Origin of the sequence: Saccharothrix sp. S26 (assembly GCF_021390395.1) — a bacterium.
Lineage (GTDB): Bacteria > Actinomycetota > Actinomycetes > Mycobacteriales > Pseudonocardiaceae > Actinosynnema.
Genome location: NZ_JAJUWT010000004.1, coordinates 278,037 through 296,296, shown reverse-complemented (window position 1 = coordinate 296,296; position 18,260 = coordinate 278,037). Strand labels below are relative to the sequence as shown.

The window sequence follows — 18,260 nt, the reverse complement described above, 5'->3', positions numbered from 1 at the left end:
CGCAGCGTGCCACTCGTTCGGGTGAACCGTGCTGGATCGTGCGACTGTTCGCGTGACGGACGGTGCCGGGCCTGGGACGGGCGTCCGGTCGCGCCTAGGGTGGGCCCATGCGCGCGTGGCTGGTCCGGGGCTTCTGGTTGGGGTTGTTCCACGGCGGGGTGCAGACCGGCACCTCGGCGGTGAGCGTGCACAGCCCCGAGGCGGCCTCGTCCACCCGGTACATCGCGCTGGCGCTGGTCGTGGTCATCGGCCTGCTGTGGGGCGCGCTGGACGCGTGGCGCGGCCTCGAAGGCCGCGGCATGGTGTGGTTCGCCGCCGCGCTGGTGGCCGGGCCGCTGGCCGGCATCGCGGGCGTGGTCGGCCGGTCGCTGGTGGACCAGACCGGCTCGGAAGCGCTCGGCCCGGCGCTGACCGGCGGCGCGGCGTTCACCGCGCTGCTGGTCATGGCGACGGCGGCGGTCGGGATGGGCCTGGGCAACGCCCTGCCCCAACCCCGTGAAGCCGGACCGCGTCAGGCGGCCACCAGCTCCACCTCGAAGCCGTCGACGTTCTCCAAGTAGGCCGCGTAGTGCTCCGGCCCACCCGCGTGCGGATAGGCGTCCGCGAACAGCGGCGACCAGCCGTGCCCGGTCGCCGCGGCGGCCAGCCGGTCCACCTCCGCGCGGCCCGCGACGTGGAACGCCAGGTGGTTCAGGCCCGTGCCGAGCCGGTGGTGGGCGTCCAGCGCGGGTGAGTGCTCGACCACCAGGTAGGTGGGGCCCAGTCGCCAGCTCACGCCCGCGGACCAGCGCTGGTACTCGACCCAGCCCAGCTCGCCGAGCAGCCACCCGATGCTGCGCTCGGCGCGGGCCAGGTCGGGCACCCACAGCTCCACGTGGTGGAGGTGGCCCGCGGTCACCTCGCGGTCACAGCAGGACGCTCCCACCCGACTTCGGCTCGGCCGCGACCGCCGAGTACGCCGCGGCGATGAGCGCCGGGTCCGGGCCCTCCAGCCGACCCGGCTTGGCCAGGCCGTCCAGCACCACGAACCGCAGCACGCCCGACCTTGTCTTCTTGTCCGAGCGCATCCCCTCCAGCAGCTGGCCGAGCGCGTCCGGGTCGTAGCCGGTCGGCAGGCCGAGCGAGGACAGGATCGAGCGGTGGCGGTCGGCGGTGGCGTCGTCCAGCCTGCCCGCGAGGCGCGCCAGCTCGGCGGCGAACACCAGGCCGACGCTGACCGCCGCGCCGTGCCGCCAGCGGTAGCGCTCGCGGCGCTCGATGGCGTGCGCGAGGGTGTGGCCGTAGTTCAGGATCTCGCGCAGGTCCGACTCGCGCAGGTCGGTCGACACCACGTCGGCCTTGACCTGGATCTTGCGCCGCACCAGCTCCTCGATCACGTCGCCGGACGGGTCCAGCGCGGCCCCCGGGTCCGCCTCGATCAGCTCGAGGATGACCGGGTCGGCGATGAAACCGCCCTTGACCACCTCGGCCATGCCCGCCACCAGCTCGTTGCGCGGCAGCGTCTCCAGCGTGGCCAGGTCGACCAGCACGGCGTCCGGCTCGTAGAACGTGCCGACCAGGTTCTTGCCCGCGTCGGTGTTGATGCCGGTCTTGCCGCCGACCGCGGCGTCCACCATGGCCAGCAGCGTGGTGGGCACGTGGACCAGCTTCACCCCGCGCATCCACGTGGAGGCGACGAACCCGGCCAGGTCGGTCACCGCGCCGCCGCCCAGGCCGATCACGGCGTCCGTGCGGCCGAGGCCGATGCGCCCGAACACGTCCCAGCAGTACCCGGCGACCCGCAGGTCCTTGCCGTCCTCGGCGTCGGGCACCTCGACGCGGTGCGCGTCGATCCCGGCCGCCTCCAGCTCGCCGCGGACCGCCTCGGCGGTCTCGGCCAGCGTGGGCGTGTGGACGATCGCCGCCTTGGCCGTGCCCTTCAGGCCCTCGACCAGGTCGCCGAGCAGGCCGCGGCCCACCACCACGTCGTACGGTCGTTCCGCGGCCACGCGGATCCGCACCGGCTCGCCCATCACCACTCCCCTCGTCGGGTCACCATTCGACCACGTCCGCTCCGAGCACCGCGCCGCCCCACACCCCGGCCAGCACGTCGGCCTGGTGCCTGATCGCCCGCCGCGCCTCGCCCTTGACCTTCGACCAGCCCGTGACCTGGAACGTCACCGTGCGGCCGCGGAACTCGTGCCGCCACGCGCCCGTCACCCGGCCGTGCAGCACGAGCGCGCCGGGGCTGCCGACGGGCCGCCACACCCGCTTGGCCACGTCCGGGTCGGCGACCAGGTGACGCGGTCCGAGCAGGTAGGGGTCGCGCGGGAACAGCAGCAGGCCGGCGGGCGGGTCGGGTGCTTCGGCGACGTCCTCGTGCGCCAGCAGCCGCTTGCCCTCGACCCGGACCGGGCGCAGGTCCGGCCAGGCGTCCTGAGGGCCCGCGCCGAGCCACTTCTCCGCGTCGACCTTGGCGAACGGGCCGACCAGGCGGGCGTAATCGAGCAGCAGGGTCGGCTCGCCGGGCTCCTCGACCTCCGGTCTCGCGGTCGGGCGGCGGAAGACGAGCTTCGGGCCCCGGTGCTCCAGCTCGATGCCCGCGAGGAGGGTGGCGAGGCGGAAGACGTTCTCGATGACGTGGTGGGCGTCGCACGTCGGGCAGTACGGGGTGACGGCGTCGGGCAGCAGCGGGCTGATCGCCGCGGACAGCTCGCCCTTGGTGGCCGTCTCGCCGGGGAACTCGCGGTGCAGCAGGTCGACGACCAGGTCGACGTGCGCCAGGTCGGGCACGGGGTGCGCCCCGCACCACGCGGCCAGTTGCCGGGGCGTGCGCGGTCGGAGCTGCCGGCGCAACGCGGGCAGGTCGGCACGGCGGTGCAGGTGCGGCGCCCCGCGCAGGCTCAGCACGCGGGCCAGGTCTTCGGTGCCCTCACGGCGACCCCGCACGCCCAACGCCGCCGCGCCCGTCCCGGGCGGGCTGTCCACCACGCCCAGCGGCAGCACCGCGTCGGGGTCGTCGCCGTGCAGGCCCTGCACCGCGGCGCGGTGCGCCAGGACCCGCGCCCCGGTCAGGTCCACTCAGGTCCCTTGCGCCGGTCCCGTCGGGCGGAGCACCGCGTCGACCACCTGCTCCGGGGTGAGGTCGTCGGTGGTCACCTCGATCGTGGCGACCTCCCGGTACAGCGGCAGGCGCGCGTCCAGCAGGGACTTGAACGTCGCCCGCGGGTTCACGCCCGCCAGCAGCGGCCGTGCGCTGGACATGCCGGTGCGCCGCACGCCCTCGGCCATGCCGACGTTGAGGAAGACCACGGTGTGGCCGACCAGGCGGCCGCGGGTGGTCGCGGACAGCACCGCGCCGCCGCCCAGCGCCAGCACGCCGTCGTGGGTCTTGAGCGCCTCGGCGACCGCTTCCTCCTCCATCGCGCGGAACGCGGGTTCGCCGTCGTCGGTGAAGATGTCGGAGATCGGCTTGCCCGCGGTGGCCACGATGTCGTCGTCGGTGTCGCGGAAGGCGACGCCGAGGCGTTCGGCAAGGATCGTGCCGACCGTCGTCTTGCCCGCTCCCGGCGGGCCGAGCACGACGTAGCGGGGGCTCACAGGCCCTCCCAGCGGGCTTCCAGCGCCTCCAGGTAGGCGGCCACGTTGCGCTTGGTCTCCACGATCGAGTCGCCGCCGAACTTCTCCAGCGCCGCCTCGGCCAGCACCAGCGCCACCACGGACTCCAGCACCACGCCCGCGCGCGGCACCGCGCACACGTCCGACCGCTGGTGGATCGCGACCGCGGGCTCTCCCGTTCGGACGTCCACAGTGGACAACGCGCGGGGGACGGTCGAGATCGGCTTCATGGCCACGCGGGCGCGCAGCGGCTCGCCGTTGGTGATGCCGCCCTCCAGGCCGCCGGCCCGGTTCGAGCGGCGCGTGACGCCCTTGGGGCCGTCGCCCCGGTCGATCTCGTCGTGCGCCTGGCTGCCCCACCGCTCGGCGGTGGTGAAGCCGTCGCCGATCTCCACGCCCTTCATCGCCTGCACGCCCATCAGCGCGCCGGCCAGCCGCGCGTCGAGGCGGCGGTCCCAGTGCACGTGCGAGCCGAGGCCCGGCGGCAGGCCGTAGGCGATGACCTCGATCACGCCGCCGACCGTGTCACCGGCCTCCTTCACCGCCTCGACCTCGGCCACCATCGCCTCCGTGCCGCGCGCGTCGAACGCGCGGACGGGGCTGGCGTCCACCGCGGCCAGGTCACCCGGGCCGGGCACGGCCGCGTCGGCGGGCGTCTTCGCCTTGCCGATGGAGACGACGTGGCTGATCACGTCCACGTCGAAGACCTGCTTGAGGAAGTGGCGGGCGACCGTGCCGAGCGCGGTGCGGGCGGCCGTCTCCCGGGCGCTGGCGCGTTCCAGCACCGGACGGGCCTCGTCGAAGCCGAACTTCTGCATGCCGGGCAGGTCGGCGTGGCCGGGCCGCGGCCTGGTCAGCGCCTCGTTGCGGCCGGTGGGCTTGAGCTCGGACGGGTCGACCGGGTCGGCGGACATCACCTTCTGCCACTTGGGCCACTCGGTGTTCCCGATCCGGACCGCGATCGGGCCGCCCTGCGTGAGCCCGTGGCGGACACCGCCGAGGATCTCGACCTCGTCGGCCTCGAAGCCCATGCGCGGGCTGCGACCGAAGCCGAGCCGGCGGCGCTCCAGTTGAGCGGTCAGGTCGGCAGTGGTGACCTCGACCCCGGCGACCATGCCTTCCAGCACGGCGACGAGGGCCGGTCCATGGGACTCCCCAGCGGTGATCCAGCGCAGCACAGCGACGATCCTTCCACAGTGTGAACGAGGGCCGGACGGCCCGGTGAGAGCGGTTCGGGCGTGTCCCGCCAGGTGGACGCTCAGCCGACGCCGACCGCGCCCCGCAACGCCGCCACCAGGGCGTCCGACGTGATCTCCCAGGACCGCCCGGAGGAATCGCCCAGGTTGAGCCACAGCGGTTCCCCGAGCCGGTCGAACAGCACCGCCAGCTCCACCCCGGTGAACCGGTGCCACCGGGGCGGCCAGTCACCCGGCAGCGCCTTCGGCGAAGCGAACGCGTCGACCACCGGGCCGCGCGTCACGAGGTGGCCGCGCGGTGGGCGGGCGGGATCGGCGGGCAGCACCAGGTCGGCCGCCAACACGGCCGCGAGCAGGTCGTCCCGGTCCAGCTCGCCCTGGTGGGCCAGCCGCAGCACGGCTTCCAGCTCGTTGGCCGGTTCGACGTCGGCCGCCGGCCGGTCGGTGGCGCGCGGCGCGGTGGCACTCGGCTGGGCGGCTCCGGATGAGGCGGGGCTCGGGGATGGGGCCACGTGCGCGGACGGGTTGCCGGCCACGACACCGGATGACGCGGCGAGGTGCGCGGGCGGGGGTGGGCCGGCAGCCACGGCACCGGGTGCAGGGGCTGCGTGCCCAGGCGAACCGGCGACCGCGTTCCCGGTCGGCGCGCGCGAGCCGGCGGGCACGGCCGGAGTCGGCGCGGCCGGAGTCGGCGCGGCGGGTCGGGCGGCCGCGGCCGGAGGCGGTGCTGCCGCAGGCGGTGCGGCGGGTCGGGTGGGCGCGGGCTGACCAGCAGCCGCGGCAGGCGGCCGAGTGGCCCGATGGGCGAGTGGCGGTGGGGTGGGGATCGGGCGGTAGCGGGGGTTGGGGACGTACTGGTCGGTGATCTCGCCGCGACCGTCCACGAGGTACCGGCCGATCACCGACTCGGCCGGGGGGATGGCGGTGGAGACCCGGTGGTTCGGGTCGACCACGTGCAGCCAGGCGTTCGGGGTGGTGCGCGCCCTCGCCCTCATCTCCGGGGTGATCGGTGGTCGGTTCATTTCCGCCTTTCCGCCGTGCGCGGTCGTGGGTTCGTGCCACGATGGCCGCGTTTCTCGACCGACCGATGTAGGGAACCATGACCGACCCGCACCAGTACGTCGAACGCTTCGAACAGCAGCTCCAGGACGCGCAGCGCAAGGCCGACGCGATCCAGGGCGCCTTCCGCGAGTCCCGCGCCGAGGCGCGCAGCCCCGACGGGGCGGTCGTGGTGGCGGTCGCCTCCGGTGGCCGGATCGAGTCGCTCCAGCTCACCCCGAAGGCGATGGACCTCGGCCACACCGCGCTCGGCCGCACGATCGTGGACACGATCCGGCGTGCGCAGGTCGAGGTCGCGCGCAAGGTCGAGGAGTCGGTGCGCCCGCTGCTCGGTGATGGCGAGAGCATGCGCTACCTGCGTGAACAGGTCGAGCAGGGCATCGCGGTGATCGACCCGGTCGCTCCGCCGGCCGCGTCGCCGACGCCGCAGCGCCCGGCGACCCGCGACGACGACGAGTTCGAAGGCGGCACGTTCCTGCGATGAGCGGTTTCGAAACCAGGGCCGACGCGGTCGAGGCGCACGGCAGGCTGCTGTCCGACCAGCTCGCGGCAGACCTCCAGGAAGCCGTCTCCGCGTCGCACACCAAGCTCGGCGCGGACGTGATGGGGCTGATCTGCCAGGTGTACACGTTCGTGTTCGACGACGAGTTGCAGCAGGCGCAGGACCTCGTCGCCAAGCTGCCCGCGGCGGTGGAGACCACCGGCGTCGAGCTCAAGGCGACCGCCGCCACCTACCGCGACGTCGACGGCGGCAACGCCACCGGGTTCGAGGGGATCCACGCGTGACCAACGAGCTGATCGCCAAGCCCCAGAAGGACACCAAGCTCCTGACCGGCGCCGGCCCGTTCGACACGGCCGAGGACCTCGTCCGCGACATCGCGCTGCCGTTCCAGGAGGGCAAGTCGATCGACCCGGTCGCGCTGGGCATCGACTCGGCCGCGATGGCGATGGACGTCGCCGGCGCGGTCGCCGACCCGCTGGGCACGCTCGCGTCCTCGGTGGTCGGCTGGATCATCGAGAACGTCGACTTCGTGCGCAAGCCGTTCGACGACCTGGCGGGCGACCCGGCCGCCATCGAGGCCGCCGCGAACACGTGGACCAACATCGGCGCGCGGCTCAAGGAGGTCCAGGAGGCGCAGCAGGCCGACCTGACCAAGCTCGCCGGGTGGACCGGGCCCGCCGCCGACGCCTACAAGCAGCGCGCGGGTGACCTGATCACCGGCCTGGCGAACTCGGCCGAGGCCGCCGAGTCGGCCGCGAACAAGATCAAGGTCGCGGCGGCGCTGGTCGCGGCGACCCGCACGCTGATCCGCGACCTGCTCGCCGACCTCGCGGGCACCCTGATCGCCTGGGGCATCCCGGCCGCGGCCGCCGCGGTGCCGTCCGCGGGCGCCTCGATCGCGGCGTTCATCACCCGGGCGATCACCAAGGCCGTGCAGATCGGCGGCAAGATCGCCCAGTTCCTGAAGAAGCTGTTCGGCGCGCTGGACAAGCTCTCCGCGCTGGCCAAGCGCGCGGGCAGCGCCATGCGCAAGCAGTCCGACGACCTGGCCGCGCTCGCGCGACAGGCGCCCAACACCCCGCACGGCAACCAGACCGCCGCCGACCTGCTGCACCGCTCCACCACGCGGGCGTCCCGGGCGGACGGCCTGGACTCGGCGGGCGACCGCCTCGCCGACACCGCCGCGCGCGGGCGCGACGGCCTCGACAACCTCACCCGCCGGGCCGACGACTGGGCCGCGAGCACCAACCAGCGCGTGGGCGACTGGGCCGACCGCGTCAAGCAGGGCGGTCCGGCGCGCCGGCAGAAGGTCGAGGACCTGTACGCCAGGCTCGGCCAACCTCCGCTGAGCACGCGCAGCGCCGACATGCCCGATCCCGGCAACGCCGTGCAGCGCGCCGGTGACCGCGTGGACAGCCGCACCGGCGGCGGCATCCTCGACGGCCAGAACTGGGTCCGGGCCGTCGCCAGCCGCGACATCGGCCACCTCATGCCCACGCCCGGCGACCTCGTGGCCCCCGTGAAGGAGGGCGCGAAGGAGCTGAACAAGCAGTTCCTCGCCGACGACGACCAGAAGTGGGACGAGCATGACCGCCCGCAGTGAGCGCTCCCGCCGCCTCCGCGCCCTCGGCCTGTTCCTGATCGGGGCCTACTGCGCCTTCTTCAGCTTCGTCGTGTTCAGCGTCGGCCGGGAGAGCGAGCCGTACTCGGGCGACGGGACGCGGGAGGTCGACGGGCGTGCCCAGGACGTCACGTGCTCGCGCAACTGGCTCGTCCTCGGCGCCACCTGGTCGTGCGAAGCGACCGTGGTCACCCCCGACGGCGGTCGCCACCGGTTCGCCAGCTTCGCCAACAGCCTGTCCCCCGCGGACGAGGGCGTCGAGATGACCGCCAACCGGACGCGCAGCGGCAAGAAGGCCACCACCTTCCACCGCACGAACGGGCCCACGGTGAACACGCTCGGGATGGTGGTCGGCGGGTTCGGCGGCATCGGCCTGGCGATCATCGGGCCGATCGTCGTGCTGGCGCGCAAGCGGCAGGACGCGGCCTCACCCGGCTGACACCGCGACCAGCCAGGTCGCCGCCAGCAGCCCCGGGCCGTGCGGTAAGCCGTCACCTCGCCACCACACGCCCAGCACGAGCGTCACCGCGCTAGCCAGCACGGCGGCCAGCGGCAAGGCCGCCCAGGAGACCGAAGCCAGCACCGCGCCCAGCGGACCGGCCAGCTTCACGTCTCCCCCGCCCATCGCCGACGGCGCCAGCAGCCGGACCAGCAGGTGGAAGCCGCCGAACACGACGCAACCCGCCAACGCCCGCCACAGGTCCGCGCCGCACAGCCACAACGTGACGCCGACCGCCGGGTACGCGGGCAGCGTCAACGCGTCCGGCAGGCGGCGGTGACGCAGGTCGGTCACGGTCAGCAGCACGCCGAGCCACCCCAGCAGCAGCGGCACGGGCAGCCACGGCGGTGGGGCCAGCGCCCAGGCGACGAACCACAACACGGCCGTCGGCGCGGCGCACCACAGCCAGCACACGTCCGCCCCGCGCGGGAGGCGGCGCAACAACCCGGCGCCCGCGGCGCCGGCCAGGAATCCCGAGATGACCATGGGACCAGCGTCGTCGCGGGAATCCCCTGACGGCAAGGAGGAGTGCGGATGAATGGTCCATTCACCCGCACTCGTCCCGAGCGGAACGCTCAGCGCTGCCAGGAGAACAGCGCGTCACCCGCCGACACCGGACCACCGGCCTGGTCCAGCAGCACCTCCGGCGCGGCGTCCAACGCGATCACCGGGCAGATCGGCGCGTAACCCGCCGCCTCCACCTCGGCCGGGTCCCACGTCACCACGGGCTGCCCCGCGCGCACCGCCTCGCCCTTGACCACGTGCAGCGTGAAGCCCTCGCCCTTGCGCTTCACCGTGTCGATCCCGAGGTGCACCAACACCGCCGCGCCCTCCGAAGTGGCCACGACGAACGCGTGCGGGTGCAGCGTCACCACGGTCCCGTCCACGGGGGACACGACCTCCGCCCGGCCCCGGTCCGGCTCCACCGCCACGCCCGGACCCACCATGGCCTGCGCGAACACCGGGTCCGGCACCTCGGTCAGCGGCACCACGCGACCGCTGACCGGGCTGGCCACGCGCAGCGTCACAGGAGGTCCTCGATCTCGCTGGCGATCGTGTCGGCCTCGGGCCCCACGACCACCTGCACGACGTTGCCCGAACGCATCACACCGTGCGCGCCCAGGCCCTTCAACGCCTTCTCGTCCACCAGGGAACCGTCTTCCAGCTCACAGCGCAGGCGCGTGATGCACGGCTCGATCTCCACGATGTTGTCCGCGCCGCCGAGCGCCGCGAGGATCCGCTCCGCCTTGTCGTCCGCCACTTCAAGTCCTCTCTCGACACCTGGCCCGAGGGTGCCACCGCTCGGGCACGGTCCCGTAACGGCGGTTGACACCCGGTCGGCGCGCGGAGCATCCTCCCCGCACCAACTGGTCTAGACCGGAAAGTACCAATCCCGGTGTGGACGCGCGAGCACCGGGGAGGTGTCATGAGCCGCAACGAGATCGTCGACGGGCCCAAGCCCAAGCACGCCCAGCTCCGCGACATCCTGCGGCGCATGGCGGAGCAGGAGCTCCCGCCCGGCTCGCCGATCCCGTCCGAGCGCGACCTCGCCCAGCAGTACGGTGTGTCCCGCATCACAGTACGCGCCGCCGTGGGCCAGCTCGTCGCCGAGGGCCTGCTGACCAGGGCGAAGGGCCGGGGCACGTTCACCGCCCGGCGGCGCATGGACGTCCAGCTGTACCTGGAGTCGTTCACCGACGACATGCGCCGGCGCGGCCTCACCCCCGCGACCGAGGTGCTGGCCTGCGCCGAGGAGGCCCCGTCGCCCGAGGCGACCGCCGCGCTCGGCCTGCTGCCGCACGAACCGGCGTGCCGACTCGTCCGCGTGCGCCTGGCCGACGGCGTGCCGCTGGCCGTGGAACGGGGTTGGTACAACCCGCGGGTCGTGCCCGACCTCGACCGGCACGACCTCACCAGCTCGCTCTACACGCTCCTCGCCGACACCTACGGGGTCCAGCTCGACCACGCCGCGCAGACGGTGTGGGCCGAGGCGGCCGACCCCGAGACCGCGAAGCTGCTGGGCATCCGCCCCGGCGGCTCGCTGCTCGTCTTCCGCCGGGTCTCCAGCTCACGAGGCAGGCCCGTCGAGGACATGACGTCCTGGTACCGGGGCGATCTCTACCAGGTGACCATGCAATTGGACCGGACCGTCCCGGAATCCGGCCCGCACCACTCCGCCAAGGGAGGTACCCCATGAGCGCCAGCGCCCCACAGGCGACCGGCGGTCGTGAGATCAAGGGACTGGCCGGTCTCCAGCGCTTCGGTCGCAGCCTCATGCTGCCGATCGCCGCGCTGCCCGTAGCCGCGCTCCTGCTTCGACTCGGCCAGGACGACATCCTCGGCAAGGACTGGCTGGGCTGGAACGCGGTGGCCGGCGTCATCGGCGGGGCGGGCAACGCCCTGTTCGCCAACCTGCCGCTGCTGTTCGCCGTCGGTGTGGCGATCGGCTTCGCCCGGCGCGGTGACGGTTCCACCGCGCTGGCCGCCGTGGTCGGCTTCGTGGTGACCGAGGCCGTGTTCAAGGCGATGTCGCCGCTCGTGCTGCCGCTGCCGGACGACGCGGCGGCGGACGCCAAGCAGGAGTTGATCAACTACTCGGTGCTGACCGGCATCGTGGTCGGCTTGATCACCGCGGTGCTGTGGCAGAAGTACCACCGCATCAAGCTGCCCGCCTACCTGGCGTTCTTCGGCGGCCGGCGGTTCGTGCCGATCCTGGTCGCGGGCGTGATGATCCCGGTCGCGGTCGTCATGGGGCTGGTCTACCCGTGGTTCGACGCCGGTCTGACCTCGGTCGGCGAGGCGATCTCCGGCAGCACGATCATCGGCGCGGGCATCTACGGCACCATCAACCGGCTGCTGCTCCCGTTGGGCCTGCACCACATCCCGAACACGTTCATGTGGCAGGTCTTCGGCGAGTACGAGGGCAAGACCGGCGACATCCAGCGGTTCTTCGCCGGCGACCCGTCCGCGGGCACGTTCATGACCGGCTTCTTCCCGATCTTCATGTTCGCGCTCCCGGCGGCGGCGCTGGCCATCGTGCACACCGCGCGGCCGACGCAGAAGAAGGTCATCGCGGGCATCATGGGCTCGGCGGCGCTCACCTCGTTCATCACGGGTGTGACCGAGCCGCTGGAGTTCGCGTTCATGTTCGTGGCGTGGCCGCTGTACGTGATCCACGCGGTGCTCACCGGCACGGCGCTGGCCATCAGCAACGCGTTGGGCATCCACAGCGGGTTCGGGTTCTCCGCGGGCGCCATCGACTACGCGCTGAACTTCAACATCTCGACCAAGCCCCTGCTGATCCTGGTGCTGGGCGTGATCTACGCGGCCATCTACTACTTCCTGTTCCGCTTCGTCATCACGAAGTGGAACCTGAGGACGCCGGGCCGCAGCGAGGACGAGGACCCGGAAGCCGACCCGAGCGTCGTCGAGGGCGGGACGACCGCCACGACCGCGAGGTCGGCCAAGCGCGACCAGGAAGGCCGGCCGGACGCCACCGCGTCCTGAACCGGCGGAAGAGAAGCCAAGGAGAGGACGGGTCATGCCTGAGCGACGGGTCACCGTGGCGAGCAAGGTCGGACTGCACGCGCGCCCTGCCGCACTGCTGGCGAAGGCGGCCGCAGGTCAGCCGGTGAAGGTCACCATCCGCAAGGACGACGGCCAACCGGTCGAGGCGGCGAGCGTGCTCGGTCTGATGACGCTCGGCGCGATGCACGGCGACGAGGTCGTGCTGGCCGCGGACGGCGACGGCGCGGACGCCGCTCTCGAGGCCATCGCGCAGATCATCGCCACCGACCACGACGAGGGCTGAGCTGCCTGACGCACGACCGGCCGGGCCCTGCTCGCACTGTCCGCGAGCAGGGCCCGGCCGCGTTCTGAGCGTTGAATTCGGGTGTTCTGAACGTAGGACACACGCGTTCTGGACGTAGGACTCTCGCGTTCTGGGGGTAGGACACGCGGGTGGGAGGATGTGGGGGTGGGGGCGGTGGTGGTGATCACGGGGGCGATGGCGGCCGGGAAGTCGACGGTGGCGCAACTGCTGGCGGAGAGGTTGCCCAGGGCGGTGCACGTGCGCGGTGACGTGTTCCGGCGGATGGTGGTGTCCGGGCGGGTGGACATGCGGCCCGGTGACGAAGAGGCCGAGGCCCAGTTGCGGCTGCGCTACCGGCTGTCGGCGATGGTGGCCGACGAGTACGCCGCGCACGGGTGGACCGCCGTCGTGCAGGACGTCATCCTCGGCGACCACCTCGCCTCCTACGTCGACGCCGTGCGCACCCGGCCCCGGTACGTCGTCGTGCTCGCGCCGTCGCCCGACGCGCTGCGCGCCCGCGAGGAGCGGCGCGCGAAGACCGGGTACGGCGACGCGTACACCGTCGAAGACCTCGACCGCGGGCTGCGCGAGGGCACGCCGCGCCTCGGGCTGTGGCTCGACACCACCGACCAGACCCCCGACGAGACCGTGCGCGAGGTCCTGGACCGCATCGAGGACGCCCGCGTCGACTGACGGCTAGATCGGCAGCGGCAGGAGGTCGTCGGTGGCGGTGCGCAGGGCGTCGCGCATCGCCTCGCGCGGGGCGGGCAGGCCGGTGAACTGCTCGGACTGGCCGAACGCCTGGTGCAGCAGCATGTCCAGGCCGGTGGCCAGGGTGCGGCCCCGCTTCGCCACGGCGTCGGCCAGCGGCGTCGGCCACGGGTGGTAGATGACGTCCAGCACGCACGGTGCTTCGGCCAGCGCCGCGGCGATCGGCGCGGTGGCGTCCGGGGGCACGGTGCTGACCAGGACGTCCGACGACGACGCCAGCGCGGCGAAGTCCGCGGTGTCCCAGGTCACCACGTCGAGGGCCAGGCCCAGGCGGGACGCGCACGACTCGGCCTCCGCGGCACGGCTCGCGGAGCGGACGACGAGCGACGCGGTGCGGACACCGACCGAAGCGAGGGCCACCAGGGCGGCGGTGGCCGTGCCACCGGCACCCAACAGCACGGCACGGGTGCCGGACGTGAAGCCGCACGACGCGCGCAGCGCGCCCAGGACGCCGTCCACGTCGGTGTTGTCCGCACGCCACCCGCCGTCGACCGGCACCAGGGTGTTCGCGGCACCCACCTGAACGGCCCGGGGCGTCGCGGCGGTGGCGACCGCCAGCGCGGCCCGCTTGTTCGGCATGGTCACCGACAGGCCCGCCCACGCCAGGTCCAGGCCCGCCACCAGGGACGGCACCTCGTCGGCCACGCACTCGACCCGCGTGTACTCCCAGTCGGACAGGCCCAGGGCCGCGAACGCGGCGTTGTGCAGCACCGGTGACAACGAGTGGGCCACCGGCGAGCCGATGACCGCCGCACGGCGGGCCACGGTCAGAAGACGCCTTCCGCGCGAGCCTTGTCCACCGCGACCTGGTGCTCCTCGTAGGTGTTCGTGAAGCAGGACTTGCCGTCCTTCTGGCACTTCACGAAGTACATCCACGGCCCGTCCTCGGGCGTGATCGCGGCGGTGATCGCCTTCTGGCCGGGCGAGCCGATCGGCGTCGGCGGCAACCCGTGCACCTTGTAGGTGTTGTACGGGCCGGACTTCTCGCGGTCCTCGTCGCTGGTGGTGATGTGCGGTCGGTCCAGCTTGTAGTTGACCGTGGAGTCCAGCTCCAGCCGCTGCGGCTTGGCCAACCGGCTGTAGATCACCCGCGAGATCTTGCCGAAGTCGTCGGTGATGCCTTCCTTCTCGATCAGGGAGGCGATGACCAGCACCTCGTACGGCCGGAAACCGGTCTTGCCGGAGCCGTTGGGGATGCCGTAGCCCTGCAACCGGGACAGCGACGTGGCGATCACGCCCTTGAGCAGCTCGGTGGCGTTCGCACCCGGCTTGACGTGGTACAGGCCCGGCACGATGAGCCCTTCGAGCCGGTTCTCCTTCGGCGCGGCGGCGACGTCGGGCAGCGCCCAGTCGGGCAGGCCGAGCGCGGCCGGGTCGGCGCCGTCGGCCGCCTCGCGCAGTTGCGCCGGGGTCACGCACTGCTTGACGCCGTCGAGCTCCACGCAGGACGCGTCGGACAGCTTCGACAGAATGCCCTTGGTGACGCTGCCGTCCTGCGCGGTGAGGTCGTGCAGCACGTTGCCGCCCCTGACCTCCAGCGGCACGATCTTGGACGCCTTGTCGACCATCCGCGCGACCGCGGCCTGGCCGGACATCTTCGTCTTCATCAGGTAGAACCCGGGCTGGATCGCGGTGACCCGCGAGTCGTTCGCGCCCGCCTCGGTGAACGCCCGCGCGCTGGCCACCACGCCCTGCTCCTTGAGCGTGGTCGCGATCGTGGTGACCAGGTCGCCGTCCTTGACCTCGACCACCACGTCGGCCTCACCCGCCCCGGCGAAGTCGTCGTACGACCCGATGCCGCTCAACGTGCGGTAGCCGTAGTAGGCGCCGACGCCGCCGCCGGTCAGCACCAGCGCCACGACGACCCACAGGATCGTCCGCTTGCGCCTGCGCTTGGCACGGCGGGCCGCGGCGTCGCTCCTGCCGCGTGCCACCCGCTCGTCGTGGCGGGTGTCGGGATCGGTGAACAACCCGAGGTCGTCGTTCACGAGCCGTCCTTAGCTCCGGGGGCCCGCTCCGCAGCGGATCGAGCCACTTGTCGCGCCCGTGCGTCCAGCCAGGACTGCAGGATCTCGACCGCGGCAGCCTGGTCGACCACGGCGCGCTGCTTCTTGCCGCGCACCCCCCGTTCGGCGAGCACCCGGCTCGCCGTCACGGTGGTCAGCCGCTCGTCGGTGAGCCGCACCGGAACCGGGGCGACGCGCTCGGCCAACGCCGCAGCGTACGCCGTGGCGTTCTCCGCCGCCGGCCCGTGCTTGCCCGCCAGCGTGCGGGGCAGCCCGACCACGACCTCGACCACGTCGTGCTCGGCGACCAGGCCGGCCAGGTCCCGCAGGTCCCGCCCGGTCTTCACGTCACGCGCCAGGGTAACCAGCGGCGTCGCGAGGAACGCGCCCGGATCGCTCAACGCCACCCCGACGCGCACCGCGCCGACGTCGACGCCCAGCCTCCGGCCGAGGCCGGGGTCGTCGACGCCGGGGCGGTCAGCGCTGCTCAAGGGCGCGGTCCACCTCGGTGCGCAGGGCGGCGATGGCGTCGCCGACACCCGCCGGGTTCGTGCCGCCACCCTGGGCGAGGTCGGGCTTGCCGCCGCCGCGACCGCCGACGGCCGGGGCGAAGGCGGGCACCAGCTTGCCGGCGGCCAGCCCCAGGTCGCGGGCGGCGGACGTGGTGGCCACCACGAAGCTGACCTTGTCGCCGTCGGGGGCGAACAGGCCGACCACGCCCGGCTTGTCGCCGAGCCGGTTGCGCACCTCGCCGGCGATGGTCCGCACGTCGCCGCCCGACGTGCCCTCCGGCAACCGGAGGGCGACCAGGGACACACCGCGCACGTCGAGGGCCTGCTCGGCCAGCGACCCGGCGTTGGCGACGAGCTGGGCGGCCTTGACCTTCTCCAGCTCCTTCTCGGCCACCCGCAGCCGCTCCACCAGGGCCTCGACCCGGGCGGGCACCTCGGCGTCGGGCACCTTGAGCAGGGCGGCGACGTTCTGCACCAGGGCCCGCTCCTGGGCCAGGTACTTGAAGGCCTCGATGCCGACGTAGGCCTCCAGGCGGCGCACGCCCGAGCCCACGGACGACTCGCCGATCACCGTGATGGGGCCGATCTGGGACGAGTGCTCGACGTGCGTGCCACCGCACAGCTCGCGCGACCACGGCCCGCCGATCTCGACCACGCGCACGGTCTCGTCGTAGGTCTCGCCGAACAGGGCCACGGCGCCCATCTCCTGGGCGCCACCCATGTCGGTGTAGACCACGCGCACCGGCAGGTCCTTGCGGACCGCCAGGTTGGAGACCTCTTCGATCTCGCTGCGGGCCTCGTCGGACAGACCACCCGTCCAGGCGAAGTCCAGCCGCAGGTAGCCCGGCTTGTTGTACGAGCCGCTCTGCAGGGCCGACGGGCCGAGCACCTGACGCAGGGCGGCGTGCACGACGTGCGTGCCCGAGTGGCCCTGGCGGGCGCCGACGCGCCACTCCGGGTCGACGCGGGCCTCGACCTGCTCGCCCTCGGCGATCTCGCCGCTGAGCACGCGCACCTGGTGCACCCACAGCTTGCGGGCCACCTTCTGCACGTCCACGACCTCGAGCTCGGCGTTGGCCGTGACGATCGTGCCGGCGTCGCTCTCCTGGCCGCCGGACTCGGCGTACAGCGGGGTGCGGTCGAGCACGACCTCGACGATGTCGCCCTCGCGAGCCGACCTCACCCGCTTGCCGCCGCTGACGATGCCGCGCAGGGTGGCCTCGCTGGCGAGCTCGGTGTAGCCGGTGAACTCGGTGGCGCCGAGCTCCAGCAGCTCCCGGTACACGGTCTGGTCGCCGTGGCCGGTCTTCTTGCCGGCGGCGTCGGCCTTGGCGCGGGCGCGCTGCTCGGCCATCAGCTTGCGGAACCCGTCCTCGTCCACGGTGAGGCCGGCCTCGGCGGCCATCTCCAGGGTGAGGTCGAACGGGAAGCCGTAGGTGTCGTGCAGCTGGAAGGCCTTGTCACCCGGCAGGGTGGCGCGGCCGTCGGCCTTGACCTGCCCGGCGGCGGTCTCGAAGATCCGCGACCCGGCGTCCAGCGTCCGCAGGAAGGTGTCCTCCTCGGCCTTGAGCACCTGGGCGATCCGGTCGAAGCCCTTGACCAGGTCCGGGTAGGCCGGGCCCATGGCGTCGCGGACGACCTCGGCGAACTGCACCAGCACCGGCTCGGTCACGCCGAGCAGGCGGGCCGAGCGGACGATCCGGCGCAGCAGGCGGCGCAGCACGTAGCCGCGGGCCTCGTTGCCCGGCGTGACGCCGTCGCCGACGATCAGCACGCCGCTGCGGGCGTGGTCGGCGATGACGCGGAAGCGGACGTCGTCGGTCGGGTTGTCGCCGTACTTGCGGCCGGACAGCTCCTCGGCCTTGGCGATCACCGGGCGGACCAGGTCGGTCTCGTAGACGTTGTCCACGTCCTGGAGCAGCACGGCCACCCGCTCGACGCCCATGCCGGTGTCGATGTTCTTGGCGGGCAGGTCCCCGACGATCGGGAACTCCTCCTTGGTGCCGCCCTCGCCGCGGATGTTCTGCATGAAGACGAGGTTCCAGATCTCCAGGTACCGGTTCTCGTCGGCGACGGGGCCGCCCTCGGCGCCGTACTCGGGGCCCCGGTCGTAGTAGATCTCCGAGCACGGGCCGCACGGGCCGGGCACGCCCATCGACCAGAAGTTGTCGGCCATGCCGCGCCGCTGGATGCGCTCCAGCGGGAGGCCGGCGACCTTCTGCCACAGCTCGATGGCCTCGTCGTCGTCCAGGTAGACGGTCACCCACAGGCGCTCGGGGTCGAAGCCGTAGCCGCCCTCGTCCTGGGACTTGGTGATCAGCTCCCAGGCGAAGCGGATGGCGTCTTCCTTGAAGTAGTCGCCGAACGAGAAGTTGCCGGCCATCTGGAAGAACGTGTTGTGCCGGGCGGTCTTGCCCACCTCGTCGATGTCGCCGGTGCGCACGACCTTCTGGATGCTCGTGGCGCGCGGGTGCGGCGGCGGGGCCTCGCCCAGGAAGTACGGCTTGAACGGCACCATGCCGGCGTTGACGAACAGCAGGTTCGGGTCGTCGAGGATGAGGGAGGCGCTGGGCACGTACTTGTGGCCGGCGTTCTCGAAGTGCTCGCGGAAGCGCTTGATGATCTCGTGGGTCTGCACGGGTCTCGTCCTTCGGGAGTGTGGAAGATCGCGTCGGCGGAGACGACG

22 protein-coding genes are annotated in these 18,260 nt (G+C 72.9%); 9 read left to right on the top strand and 13 right to left on the bottom strand.

Features of this window, described 5'->3' with window-relative positions:
* The first annotated feature begins 107 nt into the window (after positions 1-107).
* On the top strand, positions 108-560 hold the full coding sequence (locus LZG04_RS08540; protein WP_233814976.1) for a B-4DMT family transporter: 453 nt from the start codon (positions 108-110) through the stop codon (positions 558-560).
* Here LZG04_RS08540 and LZG04_RS08535 read toward each other — a convergent pair.
* The 6 genes from LZG04_RS08535 to LZG04_RS08510 all read right to left on the bottom strand — a co-directional run bounded on the left by LZG04_RS08535 (position 512) and on the right by LZG04_RS08510 (position 5,815).
* Entirely contained in the window at positions 512-898 is a 387-nt protein-coding gene (locus tag LZG04_RS08535; protein ID WP_233814974.1) for a VOC family protein, read from the bottom strand. The genes LZG04_RS08540 and LZG04_RS08535 overlap by 49 nt on opposite strands.
* A gap of 7 nt (positions 899-905) precedes the next feature.
* On the bottom strand, positions 906-2,012 hold the full coding sequence (aroB, locus tag LZG04_RS08530) for a 3-dehydroquinate synthase (RefSeq protein ID WP_233814972.1): 1,107 nt from the start codon (positions 2,010-2,012) through the stop codon (positions 906-908).
* A gap of 19 nt (positions 2,013-2,031) precedes the next feature.
* The gene (locus LZG04_RS08525) at positions 2,032-3,060 is read right to left on the bottom strand and encodes a DNA glycosylase AlkZ-like family protein (RefSeq protein ID WP_233814971.1); all 1,029 of its coding nucleotides are present in this window, start codon (positions 3,058-3,060) and stop codon (positions 2,032-2,034) included.
* Entirely contained in the window at positions 3,061-3,579 is a 519-nt protein-coding gene (locus LZG04_RS08520) for a shikimate kinase (RefSeq protein WP_233814968.1), read from the bottom strand. It lies immediately after the preceding gene.
* Positions 3,576-4,775, bottom strand: a complete 1,200-nt coding sequence (gene aroC / locus LZG04_RS08515) for a chorismate synthase (RefSeq protein ID WP_233814966.1) — start codon at positions 4,773-4,775, stop codon at positions 3,576-3,578. Before aroC ends, LZG04_RS08520 begins: the two co-directional genes overlap by 4 nt.
* Before the next feature lie 80 nt (positions 4,776-4,855).
* Positions 4,856-5,815 carry a hypothetical protein gene (locus LZG04_RS08510; protein ID WP_233814964.1) on the bottom strand — a complete coding sequence of 320 codons (960 nt, stop codon included), beginning with the start codon at positions 5,813-5,815 and terminating at the stop codon, positions 4,856-4,858.
* A 77-nt stretch (positions 5,816-5,892) separates the two neighbouring features.
* Here LZG04_RS08510 and LZG04_RS08505 point away from each other — a divergent pair, with 77 nt between their 5' ends.
* The 4 genes from LZG04_RS08505 to LZG04_RS08490 are packed head-to-tail and all read left to right on the top strand — an operon-like array spanning position 5,893 to position 8,414.
* Positions 5,893-6,336, top strand: a complete 444-nt coding sequence (locus LZG04_RS08505) for a YbaB/EbfC family nucleoid-associated protein (protein ID WP_233814962.1) — start codon at positions 5,893-5,895, stop codon at positions 6,334-6,336.
* Complete coding sequence (locus tag LZG04_RS08500) at positions 6,333-6,638, top strand: hypothetical protein (protein ID WP_233814960.1); 306 nt, start codon at positions 6,333-6,335, stop codon at positions 6,636-6,638. The genes LZG04_RS08505 and LZG04_RS08500 overlap by 4 nt, the downstream gene beginning before the upstream one ends.
* Positions 6,635-7,957 carry a WXG100 family type VII secretion target gene (locus LZG04_RS08495; protein WP_233814957.1) on the top strand — a complete coding sequence of 441 codons (1,323 nt, stop codon included), beginning with the start codon at positions 6,635-6,637 and terminating at the stop codon, positions 7,955-7,957. Before LZG04_RS08500 ends, LZG04_RS08495 begins: the two co-directional genes overlap by 4 nt.
* Complete coding sequence (locus LZG04_RS08490; protein WP_233814955.1) at positions 7,941-8,414, top strand: DUF6346 domain-containing protein; 474 nt, start codon at positions 7,941-7,943, stop codon at positions 8,412-8,414. Before LZG04_RS08495 ends, LZG04_RS08490 begins: the two co-directional genes overlap by 17 nt.
* Here LZG04_RS08490 and LZG04_RS08485 read toward each other — a convergent pair.
* The 3 genes from LZG04_RS08485 to LZG04_RS08475 form a co-directional block, all read right to left on the bottom strand.
* Positions 8,403-8,960: an A24 family peptidase gene (locus LZG04_RS08485; protein WP_233814953.1), complete on the bottom strand. Its 558-nt coding sequence runs from the start codon at positions 8,958-8,960 to the stop codon at positions 8,403-8,405. The two genes, LZG04_RS08490 and LZG04_RS08485, sit on opposite strands and share 12 nt — an antisense overlap.
* A gap of 89 nt (positions 8,961-9,049) precedes the next feature.
* Positions 9,050-9,502, bottom strand: a complete 453-nt coding sequence (locus LZG04_RS08480) for a PTS glucose transporter subunit IIA (RefSeq protein WP_233814951.1) — start codon at positions 9,500-9,502, stop codon at positions 9,050-9,052.
* A complete protein-coding gene (locus tag LZG04_RS08475) occupies positions 9,499-9,735 on the bottom strand; it encodes a glucose PTS transporter subunit EIIB (RefSeq protein ID WP_073893440.1) in 237 nt (78 codons plus the stop codon). The genes LZG04_RS08480 and LZG04_RS08475 overlap by 4 nt, the downstream gene beginning before the upstream one ends.
* A 165-nt stretch (positions 9,736-9,900) precedes the next feature.
* Between LZG04_RS08475 and LZG04_RS08470 the strand changes: the two genes are divergently transcribed.
* The 4 genes from LZG04_RS08470 to LZG04_RS08455 all read left to right on the top strand — a co-directional run bounded on the left by LZG04_RS08470 (position 9,901) and on the right by LZG04_RS08455 (position 12,978).
* Positions 9,901-10,671 (top strand): GntR family transcriptional regulator, encoded by a 771-nt coding sequence (locus LZG04_RS08470; protein WP_233814948.1) that lies wholly within the window; start codon positions 9,901-9,903, stop codon positions 10,669-10,671.
* The gene (locus tag LZG04_RS08465; RefSeq protein ID WP_233814946.1) at positions 10,668-11,981 is read left to right on the top strand and encodes a PTS transporter subunit EIIC; all 1,314 of its coding nucleotides are present in this window, start codon (positions 10,668-10,670) and stop codon (positions 11,979-11,981) included. Before LZG04_RS08470 ends, LZG04_RS08465 begins: the two co-directional genes overlap by 4 nt.
* A 34-nt stretch (positions 11,982-12,015) precedes the next feature.
* Positions 12,016-12,285, top strand: a complete 270-nt coding sequence (locus LZG04_RS08460; RefSeq protein WP_233814944.1) for an HPr family phosphocarrier protein — start codon at positions 12,016-12,018, stop codon at positions 12,283-12,285.
* A 165-nt stretch (positions 12,286-12,450) separates the two neighbouring features.
* On the top strand, positions 12,451-12,978 hold the full coding sequence (locus tag LZG04_RS08455) for an AAA family ATPase (protein ID WP_233814942.1): 528 nt from the start codon (positions 12,451-12,453) through the stop codon (positions 12,976-12,978).
* A 3-nt stretch (positions 12,979-12,981) separates the two neighbouring features.
* Here LZG04_RS08455 and LZG04_RS08450 read toward each other — a convergent pair whose 3' ends face one another.
* From LZG04_RS08450 to alaS, 4 genes are read right to left on the bottom strand one after another with little or no spacing between them, the layout of a single operon-like run.
* Positions 12,982-13,821 (bottom strand): shikimate dehydrogenase, encoded by an 840-nt coding sequence (locus tag LZG04_RS08450; RefSeq protein ID WP_233814940.1) that lies wholly within the window; start codon positions 13,819-13,821, stop codon positions 12,982-12,984.
* Between the two features lie 2 nt (positions 13,822-13,823).
* The gene (mltG, locus tag LZG04_RS08445) at positions 13,824-15,044 is read right to left on the bottom strand and encodes an endolytic transglycosylase MltG (RefSeq protein WP_233814938.1); all 1,221 of its coding nucleotides are present in this window, start codon (positions 15,042-15,044) and stop codon (positions 13,824-13,826) included.
* Positions 15,041-15,553, bottom strand: a complete 513-nt coding sequence (gene ruvX, locus LZG04_RS08440; RefSeq protein ID WP_233814936.1) for a Holliday junction resolvase RuvX — start codon at positions 15,551-15,553, stop codon at positions 15,041-15,043. The genes mltG and ruvX overlap by 4 nt, the downstream gene beginning before the upstream one ends.
* Positions 15,540-18,212: an alanine--tRNA ligase gene (alaS, locus tag LZG04_RS08435; RefSeq protein WP_233814934.1), complete on the bottom strand. Its 2,673-nt coding sequence runs from the start codon at positions 18,210-18,212 to the stop codon at positions 15,540-15,542. Before alaS ends, ruvX begins: the two co-directional genes overlap by 14 nt.
* Positions 18,213-18,260: the final 48 nt, after the last annotated feature.